General features: G+C 71.9%; 25 protein-coding genes and 2 pseudogenes. 13 read left to right on the top strand and 14 right to left on the bottom strand.

What is annotated here, in order from left to right; all coding sequences use genetic code 11:
* Positions 1–54 precede the first annotated feature (54 nt).
* Positions 55–444: pseudogene (locus tag ABTZ58_RS17740) on the bottom strand (hypothetical protein); the annotation flags it as partial.
* Here ABTZ58_RS17740 and ABTZ58_RS17735 point away from each other — a divergent pair.
* Complete coding sequence (locus ABTZ58_RS17735; RefSeq protein WP_502996084.1) at positions 432–1136, top strand: uridine kinase family protein; 705 nt, start codon at positions 432–434, stop codon at positions 1134–1136. The pseudogene ABTZ58_RS17740 and the gene ABTZ58_RS17735 overlap by 13 nt on opposite strands.
* Before the next feature lie 504 nt (positions 1137–1640).
* On the opposite strand, the gene ABTZ58_RS17730 is transcribed toward ABTZ58_RS17735, so the two are convergent.
* Positions 1641–2396: a SigE family RNA polymerase sigma factor gene (locus tag ABTZ58_RS17730; protein ID WP_351356904.1), complete on the bottom strand. Its 756-nt coding sequence runs from the start codon at positions 2394–2396 to the stop codon at positions 1641–1643.
* Positions 2397–2633: 237 nt separating this feature from the next.
* Here ABTZ58_RS17730 and afsQ1 point away from each other — a divergent pair, with 237 nt between their 5' ends.
* The 5 genes from afsQ1 to ABTZ58_RS17705 all read left to right on the top strand — a co-directional run bounded on the left by afsQ1 (position 2634) and on the right by ABTZ58_RS17705 (position 6582).
* On the top strand, positions 2634–3311 hold the full coding sequence (gene afsQ1 / locus ABTZ58_RS17725; RefSeq protein WP_010048893.1) for a two-component system response regulator AfsQ1: 678 nt from the start codon (positions 2634–2636) through the stop codon (positions 3309–3311).
* Positions 3308–4915 carry an ATP-binding protein gene (locus ABTZ58_RS17720; RefSeq protein ID WP_351356901.1) on the top strand — a complete coding sequence of 536 codons (1608 nt, stop codon included), beginning with the start codon at positions 3308–3310 and terminating at the stop codon, positions 4913–4915. Before afsQ1 ends, ABTZ58_RS17720 begins: the two co-directional genes overlap by 4 nt.
* Before the next feature lie 122 nt (positions 4916–5037).
* Positions 5038–5634, top strand: coding sequence for a hypothetical protein (locus ABTZ58_RS17715; protein WP_351356898.1), 597 nt, complete (start codon positions 5038–5040; stop codon positions 5632–5634).
* 85 nt (positions 5635–5719) lie between these two features.
* Positions 5720–6304: a VanZ family protein gene (locus tag ABTZ58_RS17710; protein WP_351356895.1), complete on the top strand. Its 585-nt coding sequence runs from the start codon at positions 5720–5722 to the stop codon at positions 6302–6304.
* A 65-nt stretch (positions 6305–6369) separates the two neighbouring features.
* Complete coding sequence (locus tag ABTZ58_RS17705; RefSeq protein ID WP_351356892.1) at positions 6370–6582, top strand: PspC domain-containing protein; 213 nt, start codon at positions 6370–6372, stop codon at positions 6580–6582.
* Positions 6583–6666: 84 nt separating this feature from the next.
* Here the strand turns inward: ABTZ58_RS17705 and ABTZ58_RS17700 are convergent, their stop codons facing one another.
* Both ABTZ58_RS17700 and ABTZ58_RS17695 read right to left on the bottom strand, forming a co-directional pair.
* The gene (locus ABTZ58_RS17700; RefSeq protein ID WP_351356890.1) at positions 6667–7023 is read right to left on the bottom strand and encodes an ATP-binding protein; all 357 of its coding nucleotides are present in this window, start codon (positions 7021–7023) and stop codon (positions 6667–6669) included.
* A gap of 141 nt (positions 7024–7164) precedes the next feature.
* The gene (locus ABTZ58_RS17695; protein WP_351356888.1) at positions 7165–8322 is read right to left on the bottom strand and encodes an adenosine deaminase; all 1158 of its coding nucleotides are present in this window, start codon (positions 8320–8322) and stop codon (positions 7165–7167) included.
* 123 nt (positions 8323–8445) lie between these two features.
* On the opposite strand from ABTZ58_RS17695, the gene ABTZ58_RS17690 reads away from it, so the two are divergent.
* A complete protein-coding gene (locus ABTZ58_RS17690) occupies positions 8446–9204 on the top strand; it encodes an alpha/beta hydrolase (protein ID WP_351356885.1) in 759 nt (252 codons plus the stop codon).
* Between the two features lie 93 nt (positions 9205–9297).
* Here the strand turns inward: ABTZ58_RS17690 and ABTZ58_RS17685 are convergent, their stop codons facing one another.
* On the bottom strand, positions 9298–10251 hold the full coding sequence (locus ABTZ58_RS17685; RefSeq protein ID WP_351356882.1) for a LysR family transcriptional regulator: 954 nt from the start codon (positions 10249–10251) through the stop codon (positions 9298–9300).
* Between the two features lie 63 nt (positions 10252–10314).
* Between ABTZ58_RS17685 and ABTZ58_RS17680 the strand changes: the two genes are divergently transcribed.
* Positions 10315–11586, top strand: coding sequence for an MFS transporter (locus tag ABTZ58_RS17680; protein ID WP_351356879.1), 1272 nt, complete (start codon positions 10315–10317; stop codon positions 11584–11586).
* Between the two features lie 304 nt (positions 11587–11890).
* Complete coding sequence (locus tag ABTZ58_RS17675) at positions 11891–12907, top strand: sigma-70 family RNA polymerase sigma factor (RefSeq protein WP_351356876.1); 1017 nt, start codon at positions 11891–11893, stop codon at positions 12905–12907.
* On the opposite strand, the gene ABTZ58_RS17670 is transcribed toward ABTZ58_RS17675, so the two are convergent.
* Entirely contained in the window at positions 12791–13177 is a 387-nt protein-coding gene (locus tag ABTZ58_RS17670) for an STAS domain-containing protein (RefSeq protein WP_502996083.1), read from the bottom strand. The genes ABTZ58_RS17675 and ABTZ58_RS17670 overlap by 117 nt on opposite strands.
* 136 nt (positions 13178–13313) lie before the next feature.
* On the opposite strand from ABTZ58_RS17670, the pseudogene ABTZ58_RS17665 reads away from it, so the two are divergent.
* Positions 13314–14236: pseudogene (locus ABTZ58_RS17665) on the top strand (AEC family transporter).
* A gap of 7 nt (positions 14237–14243) precedes the next feature.
* Here the strand turns inward: ABTZ58_RS17665 and ABTZ58_RS17660 are convergent.
* On the bottom strand, positions 14244–15044 hold the full coding sequence (locus ABTZ58_RS17660; protein ID WP_351356870.1) for a GbsR/MarR family transcriptional regulator: 801 nt from the start codon (positions 15042–15044) through the stop codon (positions 14244–14246).
* A 220-nt stretch (positions 15045–15264) separates the two neighbouring features.
* Between ABTZ58_RS17660 and ABTZ58_RS17655 the strand changes: the two genes are divergently transcribed.
* Genes ABTZ58_RS17655 through ABTZ58_RS17645 form a run of 3 tightly spaced genes read left to right on the top strand, consistent with a single transcriptional unit; the run spans position 15265 to position 17754 of the window.
* Positions 15265–15933: a DUF4097 family beta strand repeat-containing protein gene (locus ABTZ58_RS17655; RefSeq protein WP_351356867.1), complete on the top strand. Its 669-nt coding sequence runs from the start codon at positions 15265–15267 to the stop codon at positions 15931–15933.
* Between the two features lie 31 nt (positions 15934–15964).
* On the top strand, positions 15965–16924 hold the full coding sequence (locus ABTZ58_RS17650; RefSeq protein WP_351356864.1) for an ATP-binding cassette domain-containing protein: 960 nt from the start codon (positions 15965–15967) through the stop codon (positions 16922–16924).
* Entirely contained in the window at positions 16921–17754 is an 834-nt protein-coding gene (locus ABTZ58_RS17645) for an ABC transporter permease (RefSeq protein ID WP_351356862.1), read from the top strand. Before ABTZ58_RS17650 ends, ABTZ58_RS17645 begins: the two co-directional genes overlap by 4 nt.
* Before the next feature lie 112 nt (positions 17755–17866).
* Here ABTZ58_RS17645 and ABTZ58_RS17640 read toward each other — a convergent pair whose 3' ends face one another.
* The 7 genes from ABTZ58_RS17640 to ABTZ58_RS17610 form a co-directional block, all read right to left on the bottom strand.
* On the bottom strand, positions 17867–19150 hold the full coding sequence (locus ABTZ58_RS17640) for a thymidine phosphorylase (protein ID WP_351356859.1): 1284 nt from the start codon (positions 19148–19150) through the stop codon (positions 17867–17869).
* Between the two features lie 72 nt (positions 19151–19222).
* Positions 19223–19627: a cytidine deaminase gene (locus tag ABTZ58_RS17635; protein WP_351356856.1), complete on the bottom strand. Its 405-nt coding sequence runs from the start codon at positions 19625–19627 to the stop codon at positions 19223–19225.
* Positions 19624–20898 carry an ABC transporter permease gene (locus tag ABTZ58_RS17630; protein ID WP_351356854.1) on the bottom strand — a complete coding sequence of 425 codons (1275 nt, stop codon included), beginning with the start codon at positions 20896–20898 and terminating at the stop codon, positions 19624–19626. Before ABTZ58_RS17630 ends, ABTZ58_RS17635 begins: the two co-directional genes overlap by 4 nt.
* Positions 20895–22016: an ABC transporter permease gene (locus ABTZ58_RS17625; protein ID WP_351356851.1), complete on the bottom strand. Its 1122-nt coding sequence runs from the start codon at positions 22014–22016 to the stop codon at positions 20895–20897. Before ABTZ58_RS17625 ends, ABTZ58_RS17630 begins: the two co-directional genes overlap by 4 nt.
* Entirely contained in the window at positions 22016–23605 is a 1590-nt protein-coding gene (locus ABTZ58_RS17620; protein WP_351356848.1) for an ABC transporter ATP-binding protein, read from the bottom strand. Before ABTZ58_RS17620 ends, ABTZ58_RS17625 begins: the two co-directional genes overlap by 1 nt.
* A 210-nt stretch (positions 23606–23815) precedes the next feature.
* Positions 23816–24862, bottom strand: coding sequence for a BMP family lipoprotein (locus tag ABTZ58_RS17615; protein WP_351356845.1), 1047 nt, complete (start codon positions 24860–24862; stop codon positions 23816–23818).
* Positions 24863–25134: 272 nt separating this feature from the next.
* Complete coding sequence (locus ABTZ58_RS17610) at positions 25135–26178, bottom strand: BMP family lipoprotein (protein ID WP_351356842.1); 1044 nt, start codon at positions 26176–26178, stop codon at positions 25135–25137.
* Positions 26179–26330 lie beyond the last annotated feature (152 nt).

The raw sequence follows: 26330 nt of genomic DNA, 5'->3' as shown, positions 1-26330 counted from the left end.
TCTCCTCCGTCCGGGAGGGCCGGGGCTTCGCCGTGTGCGCGGCTGCTGCTGCGAGAGCAGCCCCGCCGCCTGTCCCACCACCGGGATGCTCGCGATCGACTGGGCCTGCGCCACCGGCCCCGTCAGCGCCTGGGACGTCATCGGCCTGAAGTCGGCGAGCTGGGTGCCGACGCCGTTGTCGAGCGGGTCCACTCCCGTGCCGGCGAGCGGGTTGGGCTTGAGGCCGGCGACCGGGCCGGTGACTTGACCACGCCGAGGAGGGACGTGGTGTCCGCCGCGGCCGTCGCCGTGCCCGCGCCCAGCGCCGCTCCCGGTGGCGAGGACGGCCGGAGCGCGCCGGGCGGTCGGCTTCTTGGGGGAGTCGTGGCGGGCCGTCGCCACCACCTTCTGACGCACTCGGTGACCGAACCAACGCGAAGGGTAGTTGAGGTGTGACGCGCGCATCAAAGCCGACCCGCGGGGTCGTACGGCCCCCGATGGATGCCTCACACTGGTGTCCCGTGAGTTCCCCTGCGTCCATACCCGCGCGAGTCGTGCTGCTCTGCGGCCCCTCCGGCTCCGGCAAGTCCCTCCTCGCGGCCCGCTCCGGCCTCCCGGTGCTGCGCCTCGACGACTTCTACAAGGAGGGCGACGACCCGACACTGCCCCTGGTGGCGGGGAGCTCCGACATCGACTGGGACCACCCGGACTCCTGGGACGCGGACACGGCCGTCGCCGCGATCACCGAACTGTGCCGCACGGGCCGCACGGACGTCCCCGTCTACGACCTCGGGCTCAGCGCACGGACCGGCGCGGAGACGGTCGACATAGGGCGGACCCCGCTGTTCATCGCGGAGGGCATCTTCGCCGCCGAGATCGTCACGCGCTGCCGGGAGCTCGGCGTCCTCGCCGACGCGCTGTGCCTGAGCCGCGGGCCGGTGAAGACCTTCCGCCGCCGCTTCCTGCGGGATCTGCGGGAGGGCCGCAAGTCGGTGCCGTTCCTGCTGCGCCGCGGCTGGCGCCTGATGCGCCAGGAACGCACGATCGTCGCCCGCCAGACCGCGCTGGGCGCGTACGCCTGCGACCGCGACGAGGCGCTGGAGCGGCTGACGGCAGCGGCGGCGGGCCGCTGCGAGGGGATGCGCACGGCGGCCTGAGGCCCCCGGGCCGTGCCCCGTGGCCGCGCTCGCGGCCCAACCGGCCGTCCGGGCCGAGGACGTGCGACGGGCCCGCACCCCGCGCGGGGGCGCCCCCACCGGCATCCGGTGTGCGCGCCCGGGCGTGCCTCGACGTCCGGCGTCGCGCCCTGACGCCACCCGGCCCCGGGCCGGTGGCCCTTCGTCACGCACACCGCGCCCGCGGAGCGGGAGTGGGCGTCCGCACCGGGCGGCGGCTCCGGCGGCGAGGACCGCGCGTCGTTCACCGCGGGACTCTGTCGCCGCCCGTCAGATGCCGGCACGGACTGGTTCCTCCGGTGGGACTGAGCCGCCGGCGGGCAGGCGGGGACCCGCGGCACACGCGAAAAAGCGGGACTGGACGGACCCCCCGGCCCTCCAGTCCCGCTCTCCGTTTCCCCCGTGTCCCCACTCTCCTGTGGAGACGCCCCCCAGCGTCTCCACAGATCCCCCGTGGGCCCCCTCTTGTGGTGCTCCCCCGTACCTTCAGGCGACGAGCTCGCCGAAGGCGTCCTCCTCGTCACGGCCGAAGCTGAGGACCTCGTCCTCACGCAGCCGGCGGAGCGACCGCCAGATGCTGGACTTCACCGTGCCGACACTGATGTCGAGGATGTCCGCGATCTCCGGGTCCGTGCGGCCCTCGTAGTAGCGCAGGACCAGCATGGTGCGCTGGAGCTCGGGCAGCCGGGCCAGCGCCTGCCACAGGACCGCGCGCAGCTCGGTGCCGCGCATCGCGTCCGTGTCGCCGGGCGTCTCCGGCAGTTCCTCGGTCGGGTACTCGTTGAGCTTGCGGCGCCGCCAGGCGCTGATGTGCAGGTTGGTCATGGTCCGGCGGAGGTATCCGCCGACCGCGGCCTTGTCGCTGATCCGGTCCCACGCCCGGTAGGTCGAGAACAGCGCGCTCTGCAGCAGGTCCTCGGCCTCGAAGCGGTCGCCGGTCAGGTGGTAGGCGGTGGCGTACAGGGAGGCGCGGCGCTCCTGGACGTAGGCGGTGAACTCCGCCTCCGTCAGCGAGCGACGCTCCCCCGAGTCCTCCCCGTACGCGGCTCCCCCGTGAACCGCCCCCGTCCCCTTGCTCTCCCCCGTGCGGGCGTCGACCACCGTCATGAACCCGGTGTGCTGACGCCCGGTGCCGCGAGCGCACCCCCGCCCGCTCACAGCACCGGACTTCTCGGAACCCCGGTGCACGTCGTGCAGACGCGTGATCACTGCGCTGGAGCTGGTGCCGTGCAGCGTGTTCATCTCGCGCCCCCCGTCGTGGACTTCCGGTGTGCGGCCCGCCGGTCGGGCGGGCTTCCTTGCCTGTGCCGAAAAGCTTGCCGCGGCACTTTCATGGCCGTGTCCGCCGACTGTCACAGACCTGTCACAGGGGTCGGCCACAGGACCGGCACACCTCGTCCACAGGGTTCACCGGCACCGGCGGGATCCTCTCGGGCCCACCGGTCGAACCCCGAGCCCTCCATGGGCCAGAATGAGCCCGTGCCTTCCCTGTTGCTGATCGAGGACGACGACGCCATCCGGACGGCCCTGGAGCTCTCACTGACGCGCCAGGGCCACCGCGTGGCGACCGCTGCCAGCGGTGAGGACGGTCTGAAGCTGCTGCGCGAGCAGCGGCCGGATCTGATCGTGCTGGACGTGATGCTGCCCGGCATCGACGGGTTCGAGGTGTGCCGGCGCATCCGGCGCACGGACCAACTGCCGATCATCCTGCTGACCGCGCGCAGCGACGACATCGACGTGGTGGTCGGGCTGGAGTCCGGTGCCGACGACTACGTGGTGAAACCGGTGCAGGGGCGGGTGCTGGACGCCCGGATCCGGGCCGTGCTGCGGCGCGGCGAGCGGGAGTCCAACGACGCGGCCACCTTCGGCAGCCTCGTCATCGACCGCTCGGCGATGACCGTGACCAAGAACGGCGAGGACCTCCAGCTCACGCCGACCGAGCTGCGGCTGCTGCTGGAGCTGAGCCGGCGGCCCGGGCAGGCGCTGTCGCGGCAGCAGCTGCTGCGGCTGGTGTGGGAGCACGACTACCTGGGCGACTCGCGGCTGGTGGACGCCTGTGTCCAGCGACTGCGCGCCAAGGTCGAGGACGTGCCGTCGTCCCCGACGCTGATCCGTACCGTGCGGGGTGTCGGCTACCGGCTGGATCCGCCTCAGTGACCCAGCAGCACCCAGGGGGGACCCGCGGCTGGACCGCGGCACGCAAGGGAGTTCTGTCGCGGCTGCGCTTCACCAGCCTGCGGCTGAGGCTGATCCTCGTCTTCGGCCTGGTGGCCCTGACGGCGGCCGTGTCCGCGTCCGGCATCGCGTACTGGCTCAACCGCGAGGCCGTGCTCACCCGCACCCAGGACGCCGTGCTGCGGGACTTCGAGCAGGAGATGCAGAACCGGGCGAGCGCGCTGCCCGAGCAGCCGACGCAGGACGAACTGCAGCACACGGCCGGCCAGATGGCGGGCAGCGACCAGCGCTTCAGCGTGCTGCTGGTGGCCCGCAACGCCGACGGGAAGACCGTCTACGGCAGCTCCGGCGGGCTGAGCGGCTTCTCGCTGCGGGACGTGCCGGTGTCGCTGCGCACGGCGGTGAACAAGAGGCAGCAGGCCGACGGGGCCGACAAGCACCCGTACCACCTGTACTGGCAGCGGATAGTCGACCACGACACCCCCTACCTCGTGGCCGGTACGCGGGTGATCGGCGGCGGTCCGACCGGCTACATGCTCAAGTCGCTGGAGCCGGAGGCCAAGGACCTCAACTCGCTGGCCTGGTCGCTGGGGATCGCCACGGGTCTCGCGCTGATCGGCTCGGCGCTGCTCGCGCAGGCCGCGGCGACGACCGTGCTGAAGCCGGTGCAGCGGCTCGGGGCGGCCGCCCGGCGGCTCGGCGAGGGCAAGCTGGACACCCGGCTGCGGGTGTCCGGGACCGACGAACTGGCCGATCTGTCACGGACGTTCAACAACGCGGCCGAGGCGCTGGAGAAACGGGTCGCCGACATGGCCGCGCGGGACGAGGCGTCCCGGCGCTTCGTCGCGGACATGAGCCATGAGCTGCGGACGCCGCTGACCGCCATCACCGCCGTCACGGAGGTGCTGGAGGAGGAGCTGGAGGCGGAGACCGGCAGCATGGACCCGATGATCGAGCCGGCCGTACGGCTCGTCGTCAGCGAGACCCGGCGGCTGAACGACCTGGTCGAGAACCTGATGGAGGTCACCCGCTTCGACGCGGGCACCGCCCGGCTCGTGCTGGACGACGTCGACATCGCCGACCAGATCACCGCCTGCATCGACGCCCGTGCCTGGCTGGACGCGGTCGAGCTGGACGCCGAGCGCGGCATCCACGCCCGGCTGGACCCGCGCCGACTGGACGTCATCCTGGCGAACCTCATCGGCAACGCGCTCAAGCACGGCGGCTCCCCGGTGCGGGTGTCCGTCCGCGAGGAGGACGACTCCCTCGTCATCCAGGTGCAGGACCACGGGCCCGGCATCCCCGAGGACGTCCTGCCGCACGTCTTCGACCGCTTCTACAAGGCCAGTGCCTCCCGGCCGCGCTCCGAGGGCAGTGGCCTGGGCCTGTCCATCGCCCTGGAGAACGCCCATATCCACGGCGGCGAGATCACCGCGGCCAACTCCCCCGACTCCGGCGCGGTGTTCACCCTGCGCCTCCCGCGCGACTCCGCCGAACCAGGGGAGCGGCCCGCCGGGGACGGCGACGGGCCGGGGGACGACGCGGGCCACGACACGGGTGAGGACGCGAAGGGGGACGCCCGATGACCGTACGACGTCCACGGACCGCGGCAGGGGCACGCGGCGCGGGCCCGGTGGCGCCCGGGAGGGCCCTCACGGCCCCGGTGGCGGGGAGGACTCGGGACCGGCGGTGGCGGCGCCCGGCGCGCGTGTCCCGGCTGGCCGGTCTCCCGGTGCTCGCCGTGCTGCTGGCCGGGTGCGGGATCCGGGCCACCGAAGTGCCGACGAACTACGGGCCCGCGCCCTCGCGGGTGCAGTGTTCGCTCGCCGAGCCGGACGGGTCGGCGCAGGCCGCCCGGGGCCTGCCGGTGCAGGTGTTCCTGTTGTGCGGCTCCCAGCTCGTCACCGTCGACCGGACCGTGCGGGTACCGGACGGCGCGGCCGACTCCGAGCGGCGCATGCTGGTCGCGCAGGGCCTGCTGGACCAGCTCGCGCAACCGCCGTCGCCCGCCGAGAAGGAGGCCGGGTACAGCACCGACGTACGCGGCGGCATCACGGTGGGCGGGCCCCGGCCCGGCGACCCGGACGACACGCTGCGGCTGGGCACGGCGCCGGACAGCCTCACCTCGTACGCCCTCGCGCAGATCGTCTGCACCTTCTCCGACTCGACGGCCGCCGAGGGCGACGGCTCGGTGGTCCTGGCGGGCCCCGGCGCCGAGCGGGCGCGCCGCTACGAGTGCACCGACGAGGTGCGGGCCCGCCCGGGCAGCACGGCACCGCCCTCCAAGGAGGTCACCGCGGAGTGACGCGGGCCCGCTGTGGCGCATGCCTCACCGGCGTACCGGGGCCCTTCCCGGAACCGATCCTGCCGGAGGCGGCGTCTAGGGGGGCGTGCAGCGTCAAGGCTCCATCGGCGGCAGCGCCGCGTTCCGTATCCGGGTGACAGGGGGTGTCCTCCTCGTCGCGCATCTCGCGTTCGTCGCCTGGCTGACGCTGCGGCCGCTGGACGTGCCCTGGGTGATGCCCGCCAATCTGCGGCCCTTCGCCGGCATCCGGGCCGACCTGGCCCTGGGCTGGCCCCAGGCGGTCCGCCCCATCGGCGAGAAGCTGGCCCTGCTCGCCCCGCTGGGCGTGCTGCTGCCGATGGCGAGCGGCCGGCTGGCCGTCTCGCCCCTGGTGTCCCTGCTGCGCACCGCCGCGGCCGGCGCCCTGCTGTCGCTGGGCATCGAACTGCTGCAGACCGGCGTTCCCGGCCAGGTCGTCGACGTGGACTCGCTGTTCGTGAACACCGCGGGCGTCGTCCTCGCGCACCTCGCGCTGGTGCCCGCCGGCCGCTCCTGGCTGCGCCGCCGCACCGGCCCGTACCCGCCCCGTGCGCCCCTGGCCGTGGAGGAGCCGGCTCAGGGTCGGACCCCGACGATTCCCAGGGTCGGGATCGCCCCGTGGAGCGACGCTTTGCCCCCTTCGTCTCCGTAGCGTGGAGTGCAGATGGGGTACTCGGAACGGAGGCCTCACGCACACCGACGTTGAAGGAGCCGCACATGTCCCGCCTCGCCCGCCCCACCCACGGCCGCATGATCGGCGGAGTGTGCGCCGCACTGGCACGGCGCTTCGGCACCTCCGCGACGACGATGCGGGTGATTTTCCTGGTCTCCTGCCTGCTGCCCGGCCCTCAGTTCCTGCTCTACATCGCCCTGTGGATCCTGCTGCCCACGGGGAGCGGGACGCAGGGCAAGGCGCAGACGGCCTGGTGACGCGCCCGCGCCGGAACGCCGATGGGGCGCACCCCGTGTCCAGGGGTGCGCCCCATCGGCGTGTGTGTCCGCCTCGGCGTACGGTCAGCCGACCGGCACGCCGTTCACCGGCAGGCCGTGCGTGGGCAGGCCCTGCACCGGGAGGCCGCCCAGCAGCTTGGACGCGGGACCGGTCGGGCCCTCGGCCAGCAGCTGCCCGGCCACCGGCTGGGCGGCGGCGAGACCGGCACCGGGCGCCGTCTGCCCCTGGCCCAGCGCCTCGCCCGAGCCCGGCAGCGCCTGGGAGAGCCGCTCCGCCGGGAGCGCCGTGGTGACGGTCTCGAGCGTCTGGGCGGTGTCCGGGAGGGCCGGGGCGGCGGCGTTGGCGGCACCGGCTCCGGCGGCGGCGAAGGCGGCGCCGAGAGCGGCGACACCGAGGGACTTGGCAGCAGACTGCTTCATGAAAGGCGTCCTCGTAATGGGATGACGGGGTGTGTGAGCGGTCCAGCGACCGTAGACACCCAGCGCCGCTCGCCGCAAACATCGAAATGCGGACGGATTGTGAACACCGCCCGCATCCGCGGTGCGCCGATTCCCGCCCGGTCAGCCCTCGGAGGGTGCAGAACCGCTGGTGGAGGCGGTTTGACGGAACAGCCATTCGGATTTCAGCTCGGCATATCCGGGCTTGATCACGTCATTGATCATGGCCAGTCGTTCATCGAAAGGAATGAAAGCTGATTTCATCGCATTGACGGAGAACCACTGCATGTCGTCGAGCGTGTAACCGAACGCCTCGACAAGGTGCTCGAATTCCCGGCTCATGCTGGTGTGGGACATCAGGCGGTTGTCCGTGTTGACCGTGGCCCGGAAGTGCAGCCGGCGCAGCAGCCCGATGGGGTGCTCGGCGTAGGAGGAGGCGGCCCCGGTCTGGAGGTTGGAGCTCGGGCACAGCTCCAGCGGGATGCGCTTGTCCCGGACGTACGAGGCGAGCCGCCCGAGTTCGACCCGGCCGTCCTCGTGGACCTGGATGTCGTCGATGATCCGCACGCCGTGCCCGAGCCGGTCGGCGCCGCACCACTGCAGGGCCTGCCAGATGGACGGCAGCCCGAAGGCCTCGCCGGCGTGGATGGTGAAGTGGTTGTTCTCGCGCTTGAGGTACTCGAAGGCGTCGAGGTGCCGGGTGGGCGGGTAGCCGGCCTCGGCACCCGCGATGTCGAAGCCGACGACGCCCAGGTCGCGGTAGCGGTTGGCGAGTTCGGCGATCTCCAGGGCCCGGGCGGCGTGCCGCATGGCGGTGAGCAGGGCGCCGACGCGGATGCGCAGTCCGGCCTCCCGGGCGCGCCGCTCCCCTTCCCGGAAGCCCTCGTTGACGGCCTCGACGACCTCTTCGAGGCTGAGCCCGCCTTCCAGGTGCTGTTCGGGGGCGTAGCGCACCTCGGCGTAGACGACGCCGTCGGCGGCGAGGTCCTCGGCGCACTCGGCGGCGACCCGGACCAGGGCGTCGCGGGTCTGCATGACGGCGACGGTGTGGGAGAAGGTCTCCAGATACCGCTCCAGGGAACCGGAGTCGGCGGCCTCGCGGAACCAGACGCCGAGCTTCTCCGGGTCGGTCTCGGGAAGCCGGGTGTAGCCGTTGCCGCGGGCGAGTTCGACGATGGTGGCGGGGCGCAGGCCGCCGTCGAGATGGTCGTGCAGCAGAACCTTGGGCGCCCGGCGGATCTGGTCCGGAGTCGGGGTGTTCGCGATGGTCTGGCTCGTCATTTCCGCACTCTAACTCCTACGCGCGTAGACGGCGCGTCCTCGGCTGCTTGACGTTTCCGTCGATATGTAACGGTGACCGCCGGGACAGGTCGAGTACACCCGGCCTTCTGACACTGTTCTGTCATGGCACACCAAGCGACGCCGGCGCGCAGGGCCCGGTTGGGAAGGACACTCGGACCGGAGCCGACGGCGGTGAGCGGCGTGGTGCTGCTGCTGCCCGGTGGTGACGAGGTCTCCGGCCGCAGGCCGTCGCCGCTGCTGGCGACCGCCTCCGTGCGCGCCCTGGGGCGCCGGCTGGCCCGCGCGGGCCGGGCGGAGGGGTTCGCCGCGCACGTGGTGCACTACCGCTGCCGCGGCTGGAACGGCAGCGAGGCGAATCTCGCGCGCGACGCGGCCTGGGCCGCGGACGAGGCCGTACGGCGCTACGGGGACGTCCCGGTCTGCCTCGCCGGGGTGGGGATGGGCGGGCGGGCGGCGCTGCACGCGGGTGGGCACGAGGCCGTCAACTCCGTCGTGGCGCTCGCCCCCTGGCTGCCGGCGGAGGACGTGGCGGCGCCACCCGAACCGGTGAGGCAACTGGTGGGCCGGCAGGTGCTGATCGTGCACGGCACGAACGACGGCCGGACGGACCCGGAGTTGTCGTTCCGGCTGGCGGCGCGGGCGAAGAAGGCGAACCGGGACGTGTGCCGGTTCGAAGTGCACGCGGACGGGCACGGGTTGCACCAGTACCGGGACGAAGTGCTGGCGCTGGCCGAGGACTTCGTGATGGGGGCGGTGTTCGGGCGGCCCGTGTCGCGACCTGTGCGGGATGCGCTGGCCGCGCCGCCGCCGTTGGGGTTGCGGATGCCGTTGGCGGCGGGGTTCAGCCCTTCGCGGCGGTAGCGCCGTCCGGCTGCCGGTGGTTCCCAGGGTGCGGGTCCGTGGCGGGTCGCTCGCGCAGTTCCCCGCGCCCCTTCGGGTGGGGAGCAGACCCCTTCAGGTGGGGAGCAGGCTGCCTCTTCTGGAGAGCAGGAACTTCTTGAAGGCCGCCACCGGGGGCGTGTCGGGGTGGCCCTCCAGCCAGGCCACGCCGATCTCGCGTACGGCCCGGGGAGCGGTGACCGTCAGTTCGGCCACTCCCGGGCGAGGGACCGCCGGCGGTGGCAGGAGGGCGACCCCCAGGCCCGCCGCGACCAGGCCGCGCAGGGTCTCCGCCTCCTCGCCCTCGAAGGCGATGCGGGGCTTGAAGCCGGCCTCCTTGCAGAGGTCGTCGGTGATGCGGCGCAGGCCGTAGCCCGGCTCCAGGGTGACGAAGGTCTCGTCGGCCGCCTCGGCGAGGCGGATGCGGCGGCGGCCGGCCAGGGCGTGGTCGGCCGGGACGACCAGGCGGAGTTTCTGTTCGTCCAGGCGGCGGGCGACCAGGTCCGGCGCGTCGGGGACCGGGGACGTCAGGCACAGGTCGAGGTCGCCGGCGCGCAGGCGTTCGAGCATGGCCTCGCCGTAGTTCTGCACGAGGCTGAAGCGGACGCGGGGATGGTCGGCGCGGAAGGCCTGGAGGAGACCGGGTACGGTCTCGGCGCCCATGGTGTGCAGGAAGCCGAAGGCGACCTTGCCGGTGGTGGGGTCGGCATCGGCCCGGACCTCCTCGGCGGCGCGCCGGATCTCCGCCAGGGCGCGTTCGACGGAGGTGAGGAAGGTGCGGCCGGCCGGGGTGAGGGAGACCGTGCGGCCGTGCCGGGCGAACAGGTCGACGCCCAGGTCCTGCTCCAGCCGGGCCATGGAGCGGGAGAGCGTGGACTGCGGGACGTTCATCTCCCGGGCCGCGCGGGTGACGTGCTCGGTGCGGGCCACACCGGCGAAGTACGCCAGGCGTGGCGCCAGCGTCGTCACCATGTCTTCTGTGTCACTGGACGGTGACAGCCGCTCCGCTGAACTGCGTTGATGCTCCATGGGAACGATTATGGCCGTTCCATGCATTGGACGGATCAGTGGGCGGGTCCGTACGTTCGAGGCATGTCTCCCGCCAGTACCGGGGCGTCCACCGCCGTGGGCGCCGATGCCTCCGTCCCTGCTTCCGGCTCACGCATGTCCCCGGGCGGTCCCGGCTACCGCCGGATGAGCCTCGCCCTCTTCCTCGCGGGTGTCGCGACCTTCGCGCTGCTGTACTCCACGCAGGCGCTGCTCCCGCTGATCTCCGGCGAGTTCGGGGTCGCGGCGAGCGACGCGAGCTGGACCGTGGCCGCCGCGACGGGCGGGCTGGCGCTGTTCGTGCTGCCGATGAGCGCGCTGTCGGAGCGCTTCGGACGGCGTACGGTCATGACGGCCTCGCTGGCCGTGGCGGTGACCGTGGGGCTGCTGGTGCCCTTCGCCCCCTCGCTGGGCGTCCTGGTCGTACTGCGGGCGCTGCAGGGCGCCGCGCTGGCCGGGCTGCCGGCGTCGGCCACGGCGTATCTCGCGGAGGAGGTCAGCCCCAAGGCGCTGGTCACCGCGATCGGGCTGTTCGTCGCGGGCAACAGTGTCGGCGGGATGAGCGGCCGGGTCATCACCGGCTGGGTCGCGCAGGAGTGGGGCTGGCGGGTCGCCGTCGGTGTCATCGGCGTGATCGCCGTGGCCTGCGCGGTGGCCTTCCGGGCGCTGCTGCCCGCCCCACGGCACTTCACGGCCGGCTCACTGCGGCCCCGCGTGCTGGCCCGTACGGTCCGCGACCACCTGTCCGACCCGCTGCTGTGCCGGCTGTACGCGATCGGCGCGCTGTTCATGACGGTGTTCGGCGGGGTCTACACCGTCATCGGCTACCGGCTGACCGAGGCCCCGTTCTCGCTGCCGCAGGGCATCGTCGGCTCCATCTTCCTGGTGTACCTGGTCGGTACGGTCTCGGCGTCGACGGCCGGGCGCCTGGTGGGCCGGCTGGGCCGCCGGGGCGCGCTGTACGCGGCCGGCGGGACGACCGCCACGGGCCTGCTGGTGTCCCTGGCGGGCTCCCTCCCGCTGGTCCTGCTGGGCCTGGTCCTCATCACGGCGGGCTTCTTCGCGGGGCACGCGGTGGCCTCCTCGGCGGTCAGCAAAACCGCCACGCACGGCCGCGCCCAGGCCTCCGCGCTGTACCAGTCCGCGTACTACATCGGCTCCAGCGCGGGCAGTACGGCCGGCGCCCTCGCCTTCCACGCGGGCGGCTGGGCCGGGACCGTCGGGGTCGGGCTGCTGGCGGTCCTGGGCGTCGTGACGATCACGGTGTTCGGAACCCGGGCCGCACGGCACCAGCGGCACCTCGCCACCGCCGCCTGAGTCCCGGCAGCCGGCCTTTCCCCCTGCCGGGGCCGGCGCCCACGGGTGCGGACACCACGTCCCGTGCGACCACGGGCCGGGCGGGGTTCCCTCGGTCCTGCGCACCGCCCGTGCGGGAGCCCCCGAAGTCCGCGGCCGGTGCGGTGGGACACTGCCTGCCGCCCCCTCGCGAAGGATTGCTGGGCCACCGCCCCTGATCTGCGCTTTCGTGCGCTCGGGGGGCCGTTGTCAGTGGGCTGCGGTAGCTTCCGAAGTGCTGGGGCGCAATGGCGCGTGAACAGAACGTCCACAGGGGTGGGTGGAGATGGCGAACGGCACGGCGACACCGACGGATCTTGACACCAGGCTGGAGGCACACCGCAAGGAGCTGACGGGCTACTGCTACCGGATGCTCGGCTCCTCCTTCGAGGCGGAGGACGCGGTGCAGGACACGATGGTCCGCGCCTGGCGCAGCTACGACAAGTTCGAGGGCCGCTCCAGCCTCCGCTCCTGGCTCTACCGCATCGCGACGAACGTGTGCCTGGACATGCTGACCGCGGGCAACAAGCGCGCCCGGCCCATGGACCTGACGGACTCCACCCCGCTGGCCCAGGCGGCCCTCTCCCCCCGACCGGACAACACCTGGCTGGAGCCCATGCCGGACGCCCGCGTGCTGCCCACGACCCACGACCCGGCGGAGGCGGCGGTCGCCAAGGAGTCCGTGCGGCTCGCGTTCATGGCCGCCCTGCAGCAACTCCCGGCCAAGCAGCGGGCGGTGCTGATCCTGCGCGAGGTGCTGGCCTGGAAGGCGAGCGAGGTCGCCGAGCTGCTGGACACGTCGGTGGCGTCGGTCAACAGCGCCCTCCAGCGAGCCCGGGCCACCCTCGCCGAGCGGCAGGAGCCGGGCGCGGACGCGGCCGTCTCCGACCCGCTCGACGAGGACCAGCAGAAGCTGCTGGACCGCTATGTCGCGGCCTTCGAGGGCTACGACATGACGGCGCTGACGGCCCTGCTGCACGAGGACGCCGTCATGACGATGCCGCCGTTCGACCTGTGGCTGACCGGCGTGCGGGACATCACCGGCTTCATGACCACGCTCGGCGCGCCCTGTGCGGGCTCCCGGCTGGTGCCGGTCCAGGTCAACGGCCTGCCCGGCTTCGCCCAGTACAAGCCGGACCCGGAGAAGGGCGGCTTCACGCCCTGGGCCGTGCAGGTGCTGGAGATCTCAGACGGCCGGATCACGGGGTTCCACTGCTTCCTCGACACCCAGCGCTGGTTCCCGCTGTTCGACCTGCCCCTCCACCTCGAAGCGGAGCCCGACCAGGTCGAGCAGGGCGCATAGGGCCGGGTCGGGATCGCGCAGCCGGATCCGGCCCCCGGCCCGGCGGGCGGCCAGCTGAAGCCGCGCCAGCAGGTCCACGGCGGCCAGCCCCGGCGGGCCCAGCCCTGCGACGTCGCAGACCACGACCCGGGCACCGCCGGAGCGCAGCAGTGCCCGTACGTCGTCGCTCAGCCCGTTCACCTCGTCCCGGGTGACGGGTCCGGGCAGTACGAGCACGGGCGGTGTCATGGCGTCCACGATCGGTAGACCGGGCGGGCGGCGGTAACTCATCGGGGCGGTCCGTTCCGCCGGCGCCGTGAGGATCACATTGACCCGGGTGCGGCCCGGCCCCGAGGGTTTGCTGTATGCGCCATGCATCTGCCCCTCCCGCGCCGTGTGACTCCTCCTTCGCCGGTCGGGGGGTGCCGTGCAAGGGGTGCTGAGCGGTTTCGCCGTCATCGCCGTCGTCATCGCGGTCGGCTATCTGATCGGCCGCCGGGGGTATCTGGGGGACGGCGGGCGCGAGGTGCTCACCAAGCTCGCCTTCCACGTGGCCTCCCCCGCCCTGCTGTTCACGACGCTCGCCCGGGCCGACCTGTCGGTGATCTTCTCCGACCGGCTGCTGGTCACGGCGCTGAGCACGGCAGCGGCGGCGGGCGTCTTCGTGGCCGTGGGCGCCGCACGCGGCTGGGGGGTGGGCCGGACGACCATCGGCGCCCTGTGCTCCAGCTACGTCAACTCCGGGAACCTGGGCATCCCGATCGCCGTGTACGTGCTGGGCGACGCCTCACTGGTCGCGCCGGTGCTGCTGTTCCAGCTGGTCGGTGTCACACCGGTGGCGCTGACCGTCCTGGACCTGGCGAGCGGCGGGGCGAAGCGGCCGCTGTGGCAGCGTCTGCTCACCCCGTTGCGCAACCCGATAGCGCTGGGCTCCCTGGCCGGGGTGGCGGCGTCGGCGTCGGGCCTGACGGTGCCGGGACCGCTGATGGACCCCCTCGTCCTGATCGGCAACATGTCGGTCCCGGCGGTCCTGCTGGCCTTCGGCATCTCGCTGCGCGGCAGCACCCTCCCCCTGCGCGGCGCGGAGCGGGCCCTTCCGTGCTCCTCGCCGTGACCCTCAAGTCGGTCGTCCAGCCCCTGGTCGCCTGGGTCCTGGCGGCGGGCGTGTTCGGACTGCGCGGGGCGCCCCTGCTCGACGTGGTGGTCACCTCCGCCCTGCCGGCGGCGCAGAACCTGTTCACGTACGCGAGCAGTTACCGGGTGGGTGAGGTGCTGGCCCGGGAGGCGATCCTGCTGTCGACGGTCCTGGCGGTGCCGGTCCTGGTGGTGGTGGCGGCCTTGCTGGGGTGACGGTCCCTCAGTCGGTGGCCGCCCTTCGGCCTTTGACGGACCTTCGGTCGGTGGCGGTCCCCGCCGGGGCCGGCTCGGGGGTGGTGTCCGCCGTCGCGGGGGGCTTCGTGTAGAGGATGTCGCGGGCCTGTTCCGCCGCGCGGGCCATGCTCTCGGTGACGAAGTCGACGAAGCGGGCGATGCCCTCCAGGCGGACGGCCGCCGGGGTGCCGGGGCCGAGGACGCCGACGCCCTGCCGCGCGGCCTCGGCGATCTCGGCGCTGCCCCGGGCGGCGGCGATCATCGACTGGTACCAGACGTCGTCGTCGACGATGTAGTGCTCGCGGCGGCGCTCGTCGCGCTCGCGGCGGATGAGGCCCTGGCTCTCCAGGAACGCCACGGCCTTGGAGACGGACGCCGGGCTGACCTGGAGGCGGCGGACCAGTTCGGCGGCGGTGAGGCTGCCCTCGTCGGTGGTGTAGAGGCAGGTCAGCACCCGGGACATCATCTTGGGCAGGCCCTGCTGCATGAAGAGGGTGGTGAACACCTCCTCGTACCGGCGCACCGCCTCGGGGTCCCGGCCGTGGGGCATCGGGGGCGCGCCGGCGTCCCGGGGCGCCGCCCGCCTGCGGCGGTGGGCGCGCTGTTCGGTGGCGCGATGGGCCAGGTCGGCCCGGTAGGCGGTGGGGCCTCCGTTGCGCATCACCTCGCGGGTGATGGTCGAGGTCGGGCGGTCCAGGCGTCGGGCGATCTCGGCGTAGGCGAGTCCGTCGGCCAGTCCCAGCGCGATCTGCTGGCGTTCCTGCTGGGTGAGCCTGCCTCCCGGCATCGCGATCTCCTCCGTGCTGCGCGGAAGCCCCACAGTAGCGTTCACCTGGTTTCGTTGCAACGCACTACCCGCACTCTGTTGCGTTGAATTCCCACTCGTTGCAACGAAATACACGCAGCTACCTGCACTGACGTAATTGATATGCAACAAGCTTGTTGCCGAGTCTATGAACGCAACGTAGCGTTTGCGATGTCAGAAACATGGATCGAAGGAGTGCACGATGCAGACGTTCCCCACCCCCGGCCCGGTCTCCGCCGTCCTCGACATCCCCGCCGGGGCCATCCGGTTCATCGCCGCCGACCGCGCCGACACCACGGTCGAGGTCCTGCCCGCCGACGCCTCCCGGAGCCGCGGCGTGCAGGCCGCGGAGCGGATCGAGGTGGCCTGCGCCGACGGTGTCCTGCGGATCACGGCCCCGGAGGCGAAGCACCGGACGCTCGGGCAGTCCGGAGCCGTCGAGATCACCGTCCGGCTGCCGGCCGGCTCCCGCGTGGAGGCGAAGGCCGCCGCCGGTGAACTGCGCGGCGTCGGCCGGCTCGGGGACGTCGTCTTCGAGGGCGCGCAGGCCACGGTCAAGCTCGACGAGGTCGGCTGCGCCCGCCTGGCCCTGGCCGCCGGCGACGTCTCGGTCGGACGGCTGAACGGCGGCGCGGAGATCAGCACCCGCAAGGGCGACATCGGCGTCGCCGAGGCGCTGCGCGGCTCGGTCACCCTGCGCACCGAACTCGGCGGGATCACGGTCGGCGCCGCCCGTGGCGTCTCCGCCTCCCTGGACGCCGGCACCTCCTACGGCCGGATCCACAACTCGCTCCGGAACACCGAGGACTCCCCCGCCCTGACCATCCACGCGACCACCGCCTACGGCGACATCACTGCCCGCAGCGTGTGACCACCCGAAGCCTGTGAAGGAGCACCTCCCCATGACCGACCTGGCCATCGCGGCGACCGGAGTGCGCAAGTCCTACGGCGACAGGACCGTCCTCGACGGCATCGACCTGGCCGTCCCGGAGGGCACGGTCTTCTCCCTCCTCGGCCCGAACGGCGCCGGCAAGACCACCGTCGTCAAGATCCTCTCCACCCTGATCGGCGCCGACGCGGGCGAGATCCGCGTCGGCGGCCACGACCTCGCCACCCACCCGCAGGCCGTGCGGGCCGGGACAGGCGTCACGGGGCAGTTCTCCGCGGTCGACGGGCTGATCACCGGCGAGGAGAACATGCTCCTCATGGCCGACCTGCACCACCTGCCCAAGGCCGAGGGGCGGCGCGTCGCCGCCGGACTGCTGGAGCGCTTCGGCCTCGCCGACGCGGCGAAGAAGCCCGCCTCCACCTACTCCGGCGGCATGAAGCGCCGCCTCGACATCGCCATGACCCTGGTCGGCGACCCGCGCGTGATCTTCCTCGACGAGCCCACCACCGGCCTCGACCCGCGCTCCCGCCACACCATGTGGCAGATCATCCGCGAACTCGTCACCGGCGGCGTCACCGTCTTCCTCACCACCCAGTACCTGGAGGAGGCCGACCAACTGGCCGACCGGATCGCCGTCCTCGACGACGGGAGGATCGCCGCCGAGGGCACCGCCGAGCAGCTCAAGCGGCTCGTCCCGGGCGGGCACGTCCGGCTCCGCTTCACCGACCCGGCCGCCTACCGCGGCGCCGCCTCCGCCCTGCGCGACGAGGTCACCCGGGACGACACCTCCCTCGTCCTGCACGTCCCCAGCGACGGCAGCCAGCGCGAGCTGCGCTCGCTGCTCGACCGGCTGGACGCCTCCGGCGTCGAGGCCGACGAGCTGACCGTGCACACCCCCGACCTCGACGACGTCTTCTTCGCCCTCACCGGCGGCAGCCGCCGTACGAACCAGCCCGAGGAGGCTGCCCGATGAGTTCCCCCCTGGCTCCCGCCCGCCCGGACCGGCTCTCCCCGGCCCTGCTCTCCCCGGCCCTGCGCGACTCGTCCACGATGCTGCGCCGCAACCTCCTGCACGCCCGGCGCTATCCGTCGCTGACGCTGAACCTGCTGCTCACGCCGATCATGCTGCTGCTGCTCTTCGTCTACATCTTCGGCGAGACCATGAGCGCGGGCATCGGCGGCGGCGCTCCGGACCGGTCCGTGTACATCGCCTACATCGTCCCGGGCCTGCTGCTGATGACCATCGGCAGCACCACCATCGGCACCGCGGTCTCCGTCTCCAACGACATGACCGAGGGCATCATCGCCCGCTTCCGCACCATGGCGATCCACCGCGGCTCGGTGATCATCGGGCACGTCGTCGGGAGCGTGCTCCAGTCGATCGTCAGCGTGGTCCTCGTCGGGGCGGTCGGGGTGGCCATCGGCTTCCGCTCCACCGACGCGACCGTGCTGGAGTGGCTCGCGGCCTTCGGGCTGCTGGTGCTCTTCGCCACCGCGCTCACCTGGATCGCGGTCGGCATGGGCCTGGTCAGCCCGAACGCCGAGGCGGCGAGCAACAACGCCATGCCGCTGATCCTGCTGCCGCTGCTGTCCAGCGCCTTCGTGCCGCTGGACGCGATGCCGGGCTGGTTCCGGCCGATCGCCGAGTACCAGCCGTTCACCCCGGCCATCGAGACCCTGCGCGGACTGCTCCTGGGCACCGAGATCGGCCACAACGGCTGGCTGGCGGTGGCCTGGTGCCTGGGTCTCGCGGTCCTCGGCTACTTCTGGTCGACGGCCAGGTTCGACGCCGATCCGAAGTAGCCGCCATGGCCACGGGAGCCGCCTTACGCACCGCGTCCCAACGCCGAGGGCGGCGCACACCGACAACCCGTCGGCGTGCGCCGCCCTTTCGCCTCCCCGCGCGGAAACCGGGTCAGGCGATCCGCTCCAGCACCACCGGCGACGGCGTGAAGTCCGTGCCGGCGGCCGCGATGTCGTAGGAGCCCTCCACCGCCTGGAGGGCGTAGGCGAAGCGGTCCGGGGTGTCGGTGTGCAGGGTGAGGAGCGGCTGGCCCTCCGTCACCGTGTCGCCCGGCTTGGCGTGCATCTCCACGCCCGCGCCCGCCTGCACCGGGTCCTCCTTGCGGGCCCGGCCCGCGCCGAGACGCCAGGCGGCGACGCCGACGTCGTAGGCGTCGAGGCGGGTGAGGACGCCCGAGGCCGGGGCCTTGATCACGTGCTGCTCGCGGGCCACCGGCAGCTCGGCGTCCGGGTCGCCGCCCTGGGCCGCGATCATCCGCCGCCAGACGTCCATCGCCGAGCCGTCGGCCAGGGCCTTGGCCGGGTCGGCGTCCTTCACCCCGGCCGCGTCGAGCATCTCGCGGGCCAGGGCGATCGTCAGCTCGACCACGTCCGCGGGGCCGCCGCCGGCCAGCACCTCCACCGACTCGCGGACCTCCAGGGCGTTGCCGGCGGTGAGACCGAGCGGGGTCGACATGTCGGTGAGGAGCGCGACCGTCCGCACGCCGTGGTCGGTCCCGAGGCCGACCATGGTGGAGGCCAGTTCGCGGGCGTCCTCGATGGTCTTCATGAAGGCGCCGGTGCCGACCTTGACGTCCAGGACCAGCGAGCCCGTGCCCTCGGCGATCTTCTTCGACATGATCGAGGACGCGATCAGCGGGATCGCCTCGACCGTGCCGGTGACGTCCCGCAGCGCGTACAGCTTCTTGTCGGCGGGGGCCAGGCCGTCGCCCGCCGCGCAGATCACCGCGCCGGTGGTGTCCAGGACGTGCAGCATCTCCTCGTTGGAGAGCAGCGCCCGCCAGCCGGGGATGGACTCCAGCTTGTCGAGGGTGCCGCCGGTGTGGCCGAGGCCGCGGCCCGACAGCTGCGGGACGGCCGCGCCGCAGGCGGCGACCAGCGGGGCCAGCGGCAGGGTGATCTTGTCGCCGACGCCGCCGGTGGAGTGCTTGTCGGCGGTCGGGCGGGACAGGGACGAGAAGTCCATGCGCTCGCCGGAGGCGATCATCGCGGCCGTCCAGCGGGCGATCTCACGGCGGTTCATGCCGTTGAGCAGGATCGCCATGGCGAGCGCGGACATCTGCTCGTCGGCGACCTCCCCGCGGGTGTACGCGTCGATGACCCAGTCGATCTGCTCGTCGCTGAGTTCGCCGCGGTCCCGCTTGGCGCGGATGACGGAGATGGCGTCCATGGCCATGGCTTGGCTTCCTTCCGAGGGTTCCACAAGCCGTACGGCCCCCCTGATCGACTCAGGAGGGCCGCACGGGAGTTACTTGCTGAGGTGGCCGGGCCCGAAGGCCTGCGGCAGCATCTCCGACAGCGGCAGGATCCCCGCCGGGGTCTCCAGCAGGAGGTCGGGACCGCCGAACTCGTACAGCAGCTGGCGGCAGCGGCCGCACGGGACGAGCGGCGCGCCCTCGCGGTCGACGCAGGCGAAGTGCGTGAGCCGGCCGCCGCCGGTGTTGTGCAGCTCGGAGACCAGGCCGCACTCGGCGCACAGGCCGATGCCGTACGAGGCGTTCTCGACGTTGCAGCCGGAGATGATCCGGCCGTCGTCGACCAGGGCCGCCACGCCGACCGGGTAGCCGGAGTAGGGGGCGTACGCCCGGGACATGGCCTCCCGGGCCACCTCCCGCAGCCGCTCCCAGTCCACGGCCGGGCGGGCGTCGGTCACTTGCCCTGTCCCTTCCGGTACGGCAGCCCGTCCGCCTTCGGCATGCGCAGCCGCTGGGCGGACAGCGCGAGGACCACCAGGGTGATGACGTACGGCGTGGCGGAGACGACCTGGTTCGGGACCTCGTCGGTGGAGGCGTACCAGGCGAACACCAGGGCGGCGACGACCGCGGTGATGACGGCGGGGACGTACTTCTTGCGGACCACCAGCCAGATCGCGCCGATGATCAGCAGCAGCGCGCCGAGCAGCAGCAGGGCGTGCACGTTGGCGGAGCCGCCGCGCAGGTTGAGGCTGTCGGTGTAGCCGAACAGGCCCGCGCCGAGGGCGAGGCCGCCCGGCATCCAGTTGCCGAAGATCATCGCCGCCAGGCCGATGAAGCCGCGGCCGCTGACCTGGCCCTCCAGGTAGAAGGGGTTGGCCACGATGGACAGGAAGACACCGCCGAGGCCGGCCAGTCCGCCGGAGATGACGACGGCGATGTACTTGTACTTGTAGACGTTGACGCCGAGGGACTCGGCGGCCACCGGGTTCTCGCCGCAGGAGCGCAGCCGCAGGCCGAACGCCGTGCGCCACAGGATCCACCAGGTGGCGGGGATCAGCGCGACGGCGATCAGGGTCAGCCAGGAGACGTTGGTGACCAGGCCGCCGAGCAGGCCGGCGATGTCGGAGACGAAGAACCAGCCCTGGTTGTTCAGGTCCCGCAGGGCGTCGGACAGGCCGGGCACCGTGAAGTGGCCGAGGGAGTCCACCGCCGGGGACTGCTTGGCGGAGCCGCCGGTGTGTCCCTCGAAGGCGAGGGGCGCGAGGTAGCGGGTGGCGCCGAGGGCGAGGATGTTGATGGCCACACCGGAGACGATGTGGTTGACGTTGAAGGTGACGGTGACGAAGGCGTGCAGCAGGCCGCCGATCGCGCCGCCGAGGATGCCGACCAGGACACCGGTCCACGGGCCCCACTGGAAGCCGGCCCAGGCGCCGAACCAGGTGCCGAGGATCATCATGCCCTCGAGGCCGATGTTGACCACGCCCGCGCGCTCGGCCCACAGGCCGCCGAGGCCGGCGAGCCCGATCGGCACGGCGAGCTGGAGCGCGGTGGACATCTGGCTGACGTTGGTGATGCCGTCGGCGCCGGTGATGAGGCGGACGATCGAGGTGAGCGCCAGTCCGCCGGCGATGATCAGCAGCAGGACGGGCCACGACAGGCGGCGGCCGGTGGGCGCCGCGGGCTGCAGCGTGGGCTGGTTGACGTCGATCGCCGAGGTAGGAGCGGTCATCGGCCAGCCACCTCCTTCGTGGTGTTGTGGGCGCCGAGGACGTGACCGGCGGCCAGTTCGGCGCCGACGCGGCGCTGCTGGCGGCGCAGGCCCCATTCCCGGACGGCCTCGTAGGAGACGACGACCGAGAGCACGATCAGGCCCTGCATGATGACCGCGATCTCCTTGTCGTAGCCGTGGAAGTCCAGCTCCGGCGAGGCCTTGTCGAGCCAGGCCCACAGCAGGGCCGCGAAGGCGATGCCGACGGGGCTGTTGCGGCCGAGCAGGGCGATGCCGATGCCGAGGAAGCCGATGCCGGTGGGGAAGTTCAGGCTGTAGGTGTGGGTGTCGCCGAGCAGGATCGGCAGGCCGGCGAGGCCCGCGATGCCGCCGGAGATCAGCATGGCGCTGAGCACCATGCGCCTGGGGTCCACACCGCTGGCCGCGGCGGCGGTCTGCGAGGCGCCGGAGGCGCGCAGGTCGAAGCCGAAGCGGGTGCGGTTGAGGACGACCCAGTAGCCGATGCCGAGCAGCACGGCGAGCAGGACCAGGCCGTAGATCTCGCCGGCGGCGCCCATCGGGATGCCGGGGATCCAGCCGGACTCGTACATCTCGCCGGTGGTGTTGTTGTTGCCGACCTTCACGCCGAAGACGTCCGGCAGCCACAGGTAGGCGATCACGGAGGTGGCGATCGCGTTGAGCATGATCGTCGCGACGACCTCGCTGACGCCGCGGGTGACCTTGAGGACACCGGCGATGCCGGACCAGAAGGCGCCGGTGAGGACGGCCGTCAGCAGCAGCAGCGGGATCTGCAGGGCGGCCGGCAGGTTCATGTGGGCGCCGACGATGGCGGCCATCATGGCGCCGAGCTGGTACTGGCCGTCGACACCGATGTTGAACAGGTTCATCCGGAAGCCGATGGCCACCGCCAGCGCCGCGATGTAGTACATCGACGCCTGGTTGATGATCAGCACCTGGATGTCGGAGAAGCCGAGCTGCTCGAACATCAGGGCGAACGGCTCGACGGGGTTCTTGCCCGACGCGATCAGCACGATCGCGCTCAGGACGAAGGCCACGGCGAGCGCGATGACCGGTCCGGCCACCGCGAGGAGCAGCCGCTCCTTGTCGAACTTCTTCATCAGCGGGCCTCGTCTTCCGGAGACTCGGACGGCTCGGGGGCCTTCGCCGGGGTCTCGGGGGTCTCGTCGGCGGTCTCGTCGTGTTCGAGGTGCCCGGTGGCGGCGCCGGTCATGGCCGAGCCGAGCTCCTCGGGGGTGATGGTGGCCGGGTCGGCGTCCGCGACCAGCTTGCCGTTGTAGATCACGCGCAGCGTGTCGGACAGGCCGATCAGCTCGTCCAGGTCGGCGGAGATCAGCAGCACGGCCAGGCCCTCGCGGCGGGCCTCGCGGATGTGGTCCCAGATGGCGGCCTGGGCGCCGACGTCCACGCCGCGGGTGGGATGGGCGGCGATGAGGAAGCGCGGCTTGTGGCTCATCTCGCGGCCGACAATCAGCTTCTGCTGGTTGCCGCCGGACAGGGAGGCCGCGGTGACGTCGATGCCGGGGGTGCGGACGTCGTACTCCGTGACGATCCGGCGGGTGTCCTCCTGGGCCGCCTTCGGGTCCAGCCAGACGCCCTTGGCCAGCGGCTTCTCGGTGACGTGGCCGAGGATGCGGTTCTCCCAGAGGGGGGCCTCGAGGAGCAGGCCGTGGCGGTGCCGGTCCTCGGGGATGTAGCCGACGCCCTGCTCGCGGCGCTTGCGGGTCGGCCAGGAGGTGATCTCCTCGTCGGCGAGCCGGATGGTGCCGGAGTCGGCGGCCCGCAGGCCGATCAGCGCGTCGACGAGTTCGGTCTGGCCGTTGCCCTCGACACCGGCGATGCCGAGCACCTCGCCCGCGTGGATGGTGAAGGTGATGTCGTCGAGGAGCGCCTTGCCGCCGGGGGCCGCGAGGTGCAGCTTCTCGACGCTGATGACCGGGCGGTCGGTGACCGTGGACTCGGCCGTCTCGGGCGTGGGCAGCTCGCTGCCGACCATCATCTCGGCGAGCTGGCGCGGGGTGGTCTCGGCGGGGACGGCCGTGCCGACGGTGGTGCCGCGACGGATGACGGTGATCTCGTCGGCGACGGAGAGCACCTCGCCGAGCTTGTGCGAGATGAAGATGACCGACAGGCCCTCGGACTTCAGTTCGCGCAGGTTGGCGAAGAGCGCGTCGACCTCCTGCGGCACGAGCACGGCGGTCGGCTCGTCCAGGATGAGGGTGGTGGCGCCGCGGTAGAGGACCTTGAGGATCTCCACGCGCTGGCGGGCGGCGACGCCGAGCTCCTCGACCAGCAGGTCGGGCTCGACGTCGAGGCCGTAGCGCTCGGAGAGTTCCTTGATCCTGCGGCGGGCCTTGGCGCCGATGCCGTGCAGCTTCTCGCTGCCGAGGACCACGTTCTCCAGGACCGTGAGGTTGTCCGCGAGCATGAAGTGCTGGTGGACCATGCCGATGCCGCGGGCGATGGCGTCGGCCGGGGACGAGAAGGCGACCTGCTGCCCGTCGACGGAGATGGTGCCCTCGTCCGGCTTCTGCATGCCGTAAAGGATCTTCATCAGGGTCGACTTGCCGGCGCCGTTCTCGCCGACGAGGGCGTGCACGGTGCCCTTGCGGACGCTGAGGTGGATGTCGTGGTTGGCCACGACACCGGGGAAACGCTTGGTGATCCCGGCGAGCTCGACAGCGGTCACCGATTCGTTGACCGCCGCTCCGGCCGGAGGGCTGCTGGACGCGTTGATGGCGCACTCTCCTGGGGACGGGGGTCGTCTACGCGCGTAGCGCCCCTACGGCATACAAAGGGGCCGACGCCCCGCGGCAACGGGGCACGAGGAGCAGCTCCCCGTACCCCGTCGAGCGGACGTAACCCCGGGGGTTACCGCCTGCTTCGAGGCAGTCGCTCGTCAGCTGCTCTTGACCTTGATCTCGCCGCTGATGATCTTCTCCTTGGCCGTCTTGATGGCTTCCTGGAGCTCGGCGTCGTCCGCGAACTTCGGGTTGGAGTTCGACAGGCTCACCTCGCCGGTCTTCAGATCGCCACGAACGATACCGGTCTCGGGCTTGCCGTCCTCGACCGACTTCGCCAGGTTGTACACCGCCTTGGCGACGTCCTTCATCGCCGAGGTCAGGATCGAGTCCTTGTACTTGGCGAGGGCTTCCTGCCGGTACTGGTCGGAGTCGACGCCGATGGCCCACACCTTGTTGGCGGCGGCGGCCTCGATCACGCCCTGGCCGGACAGACCGGCGGCCGCGTAGACCACGTCGGCCTTCTTCTCGATCTGGCCCTCGGCGGCCGTCTTGCCCTTGTCGGGGCTGGAGAAGCCGCCCTCCTCGGCCGTCTGCGTCAGGTACTGGGAGAGGACCTTGACCTTCGGATCGGTGTCCTTGACGCCCTGCTCGAAGCCCGCCTGGAACTTGTGGATGAGCGGGATGTCCACACCGCCGACGAAGCCGACGACGTTCGTCTTGGTGGACTTCGCGGCGGCGACACCGGCCAGGTAGGAGGCCTGCTCCTCGCTGAAGACCAGGTCGGCGACGTTCTTGGAGTTGATGGTGGCGTCGTCGACGATGCCGAAGGTGGTGTCCGGGAACTTCTCGGAGGCACCCTTGATGGCCGAGGCGTACGCGTAGCCGACGCCGATGACCGGGTTGTAGCCCTGCTTGGCCAGCGAGACCAGGCGCTGCTCCTTGTCGGCGTCCGTCTCGCCCTCGGTGGGCTCCAGGTCGGCCGTCTGGTACCCGAACTCCTTCTTCGCCTGCTCCAGGCCCGCGTACGCCGCGTCGTTGAAGGACTGGTCGCCCTTGCCGCCGACGTCGTACGCGATGGCGAGGCCCTTGTCGCCCTTCGAGTCCGACGACCCGGAGGTCGAGGTGCTGCCACAGGCGGAGAGGGCGAGGGCCAGGGAGGCGGTCGCTGCGCCTGCGACCGTGATCCGGGAAATCCGGCGCATGTCTGGGTGCTCCTGTCGTACAACGAGGTCGCACAGCGCCGGGACGGTTCAGCTTCAGCGCTGGCTTCGCCGCAGATTAACGCGCGTAGACCGGCCTGAAAACCCCTTCTGTCCACCTTGTTATAGGCCCGTGGCCAAGCCATCACCGGGTCTTGGCCCGGGTGTTGCCGACCGCAAACGAGGGGTGGCTCTGGGTGATCCAGCTCCGGGGAACGCGGAACGGGCGGACACCCTGAGGTGCCCGCCCGCCCTGGTGCCCTGCGAGGGCCGTTCTACTCGGTCTTCACCTTGATGGAGCCGTCGTCGATGCCCTGCTTCGCCTTGTCCACGGCCTCCTTGAGGCCCGCGACCTTGGCGAACTCCGGGTTCGACTCGGACAGGCCGACGCCGTCGACCTTCAGGTCGAAGGTCTGCGTGCCGGTCAGCGGCTTGTCGTCCTGGACCGACTTGGCCAGCGCGTAGACCGCTCCGCCGACGTCCTTGAGCGCGGAGGTGAGGATGTAGTTCTTGTACGGCGCGAGAGCGGCCTGCTTGTACTGGTCGGAGTCGACGCCGATCGCCCAGACCTTCGCCTTGGCGGCGGCCTCGATCACGCCCTGCCCGGACAGGCCGGCGGCCGCGTAGAGCACGTCGGCCTTCTTCTCGATCTGGCCCTCGGCGGCGGCCTTGCCCTTGTCGGGGCTGGAGAAGCCGCCCTCCTCTGCCGTCTGGGTGAGGTACTGCGACTGCACCTTCACCCCGGGCTTGGTGTCCTCGACACCCTGCTTGTAGCCGGCCTCGAACTTGTGGATCAGCGGGATGTCCACACCGCCCACGAAGCCGACGACGTCGCTCTTGGTGGCCTTGGCGGCGGCGACACCGGCGAGGTAAGAGGCCTGCTCCTCGGCGAAGACGAGGGAGGCGACGTTCTTGCCCTCGACGACCGAGTCCACGATGCCGAAGGTGGTCTTCGGGTACTTGGAGGCGACGGCCTTCATGGCCGGGCCGTAGGCGAAGCCGACGCCGATGACCGGGTTGTAGCCCTGCTTGGCCAGCGAGGCCAGGCGCTGCTCCTTGTCGGCGTCCGTCTCGCCCTCGGTGGGCTCGATGTCGGCCGTCTTGTAGCCGAACTCGTCCTTGGCCTTCGTCAGGCCGGCGTAGGCGGCGTCGTTGAAGGACTGGTCACCCTTGCCGCCGACGTCGTAGGCGATGGCGACGCCGCGGTCGCTGCTGTCGCTGTCGCCGCTGTCACTGCTGGTGCCGCCACATGCCGTGGCGACGAGCCCCAGCGACGCGACCCCCACCGCGACGCGGGTCAGTTTCGAAATCCGACGCATCTGAAGTTCCCCATTCTCCGAAGCTCCGCAGCGGGTGCTCAGTTCGGCGCACATTAACGCGCGTAGACACTCCTGGGAACGGGTCGCCGCGGGGCCGTTATCCATTCGTGCCGATGGCCGGTTACGCCCTTGTGAACCACGGGATCGAACGG

The sequence above is a fragment of the Streptomyces sp. NPDC094143 genome (assembly GCF_040303825.1).
Classification (GTDB): Bacteria; Actinomycetota; Actinomycetes; order Streptomycetales; family Streptomycetaceae; genus Streptomyces.
Note: the sequence above shows the minus strand (reverse complement) of the source record. Positions and strands in the feature narration are given on the sequence as shown.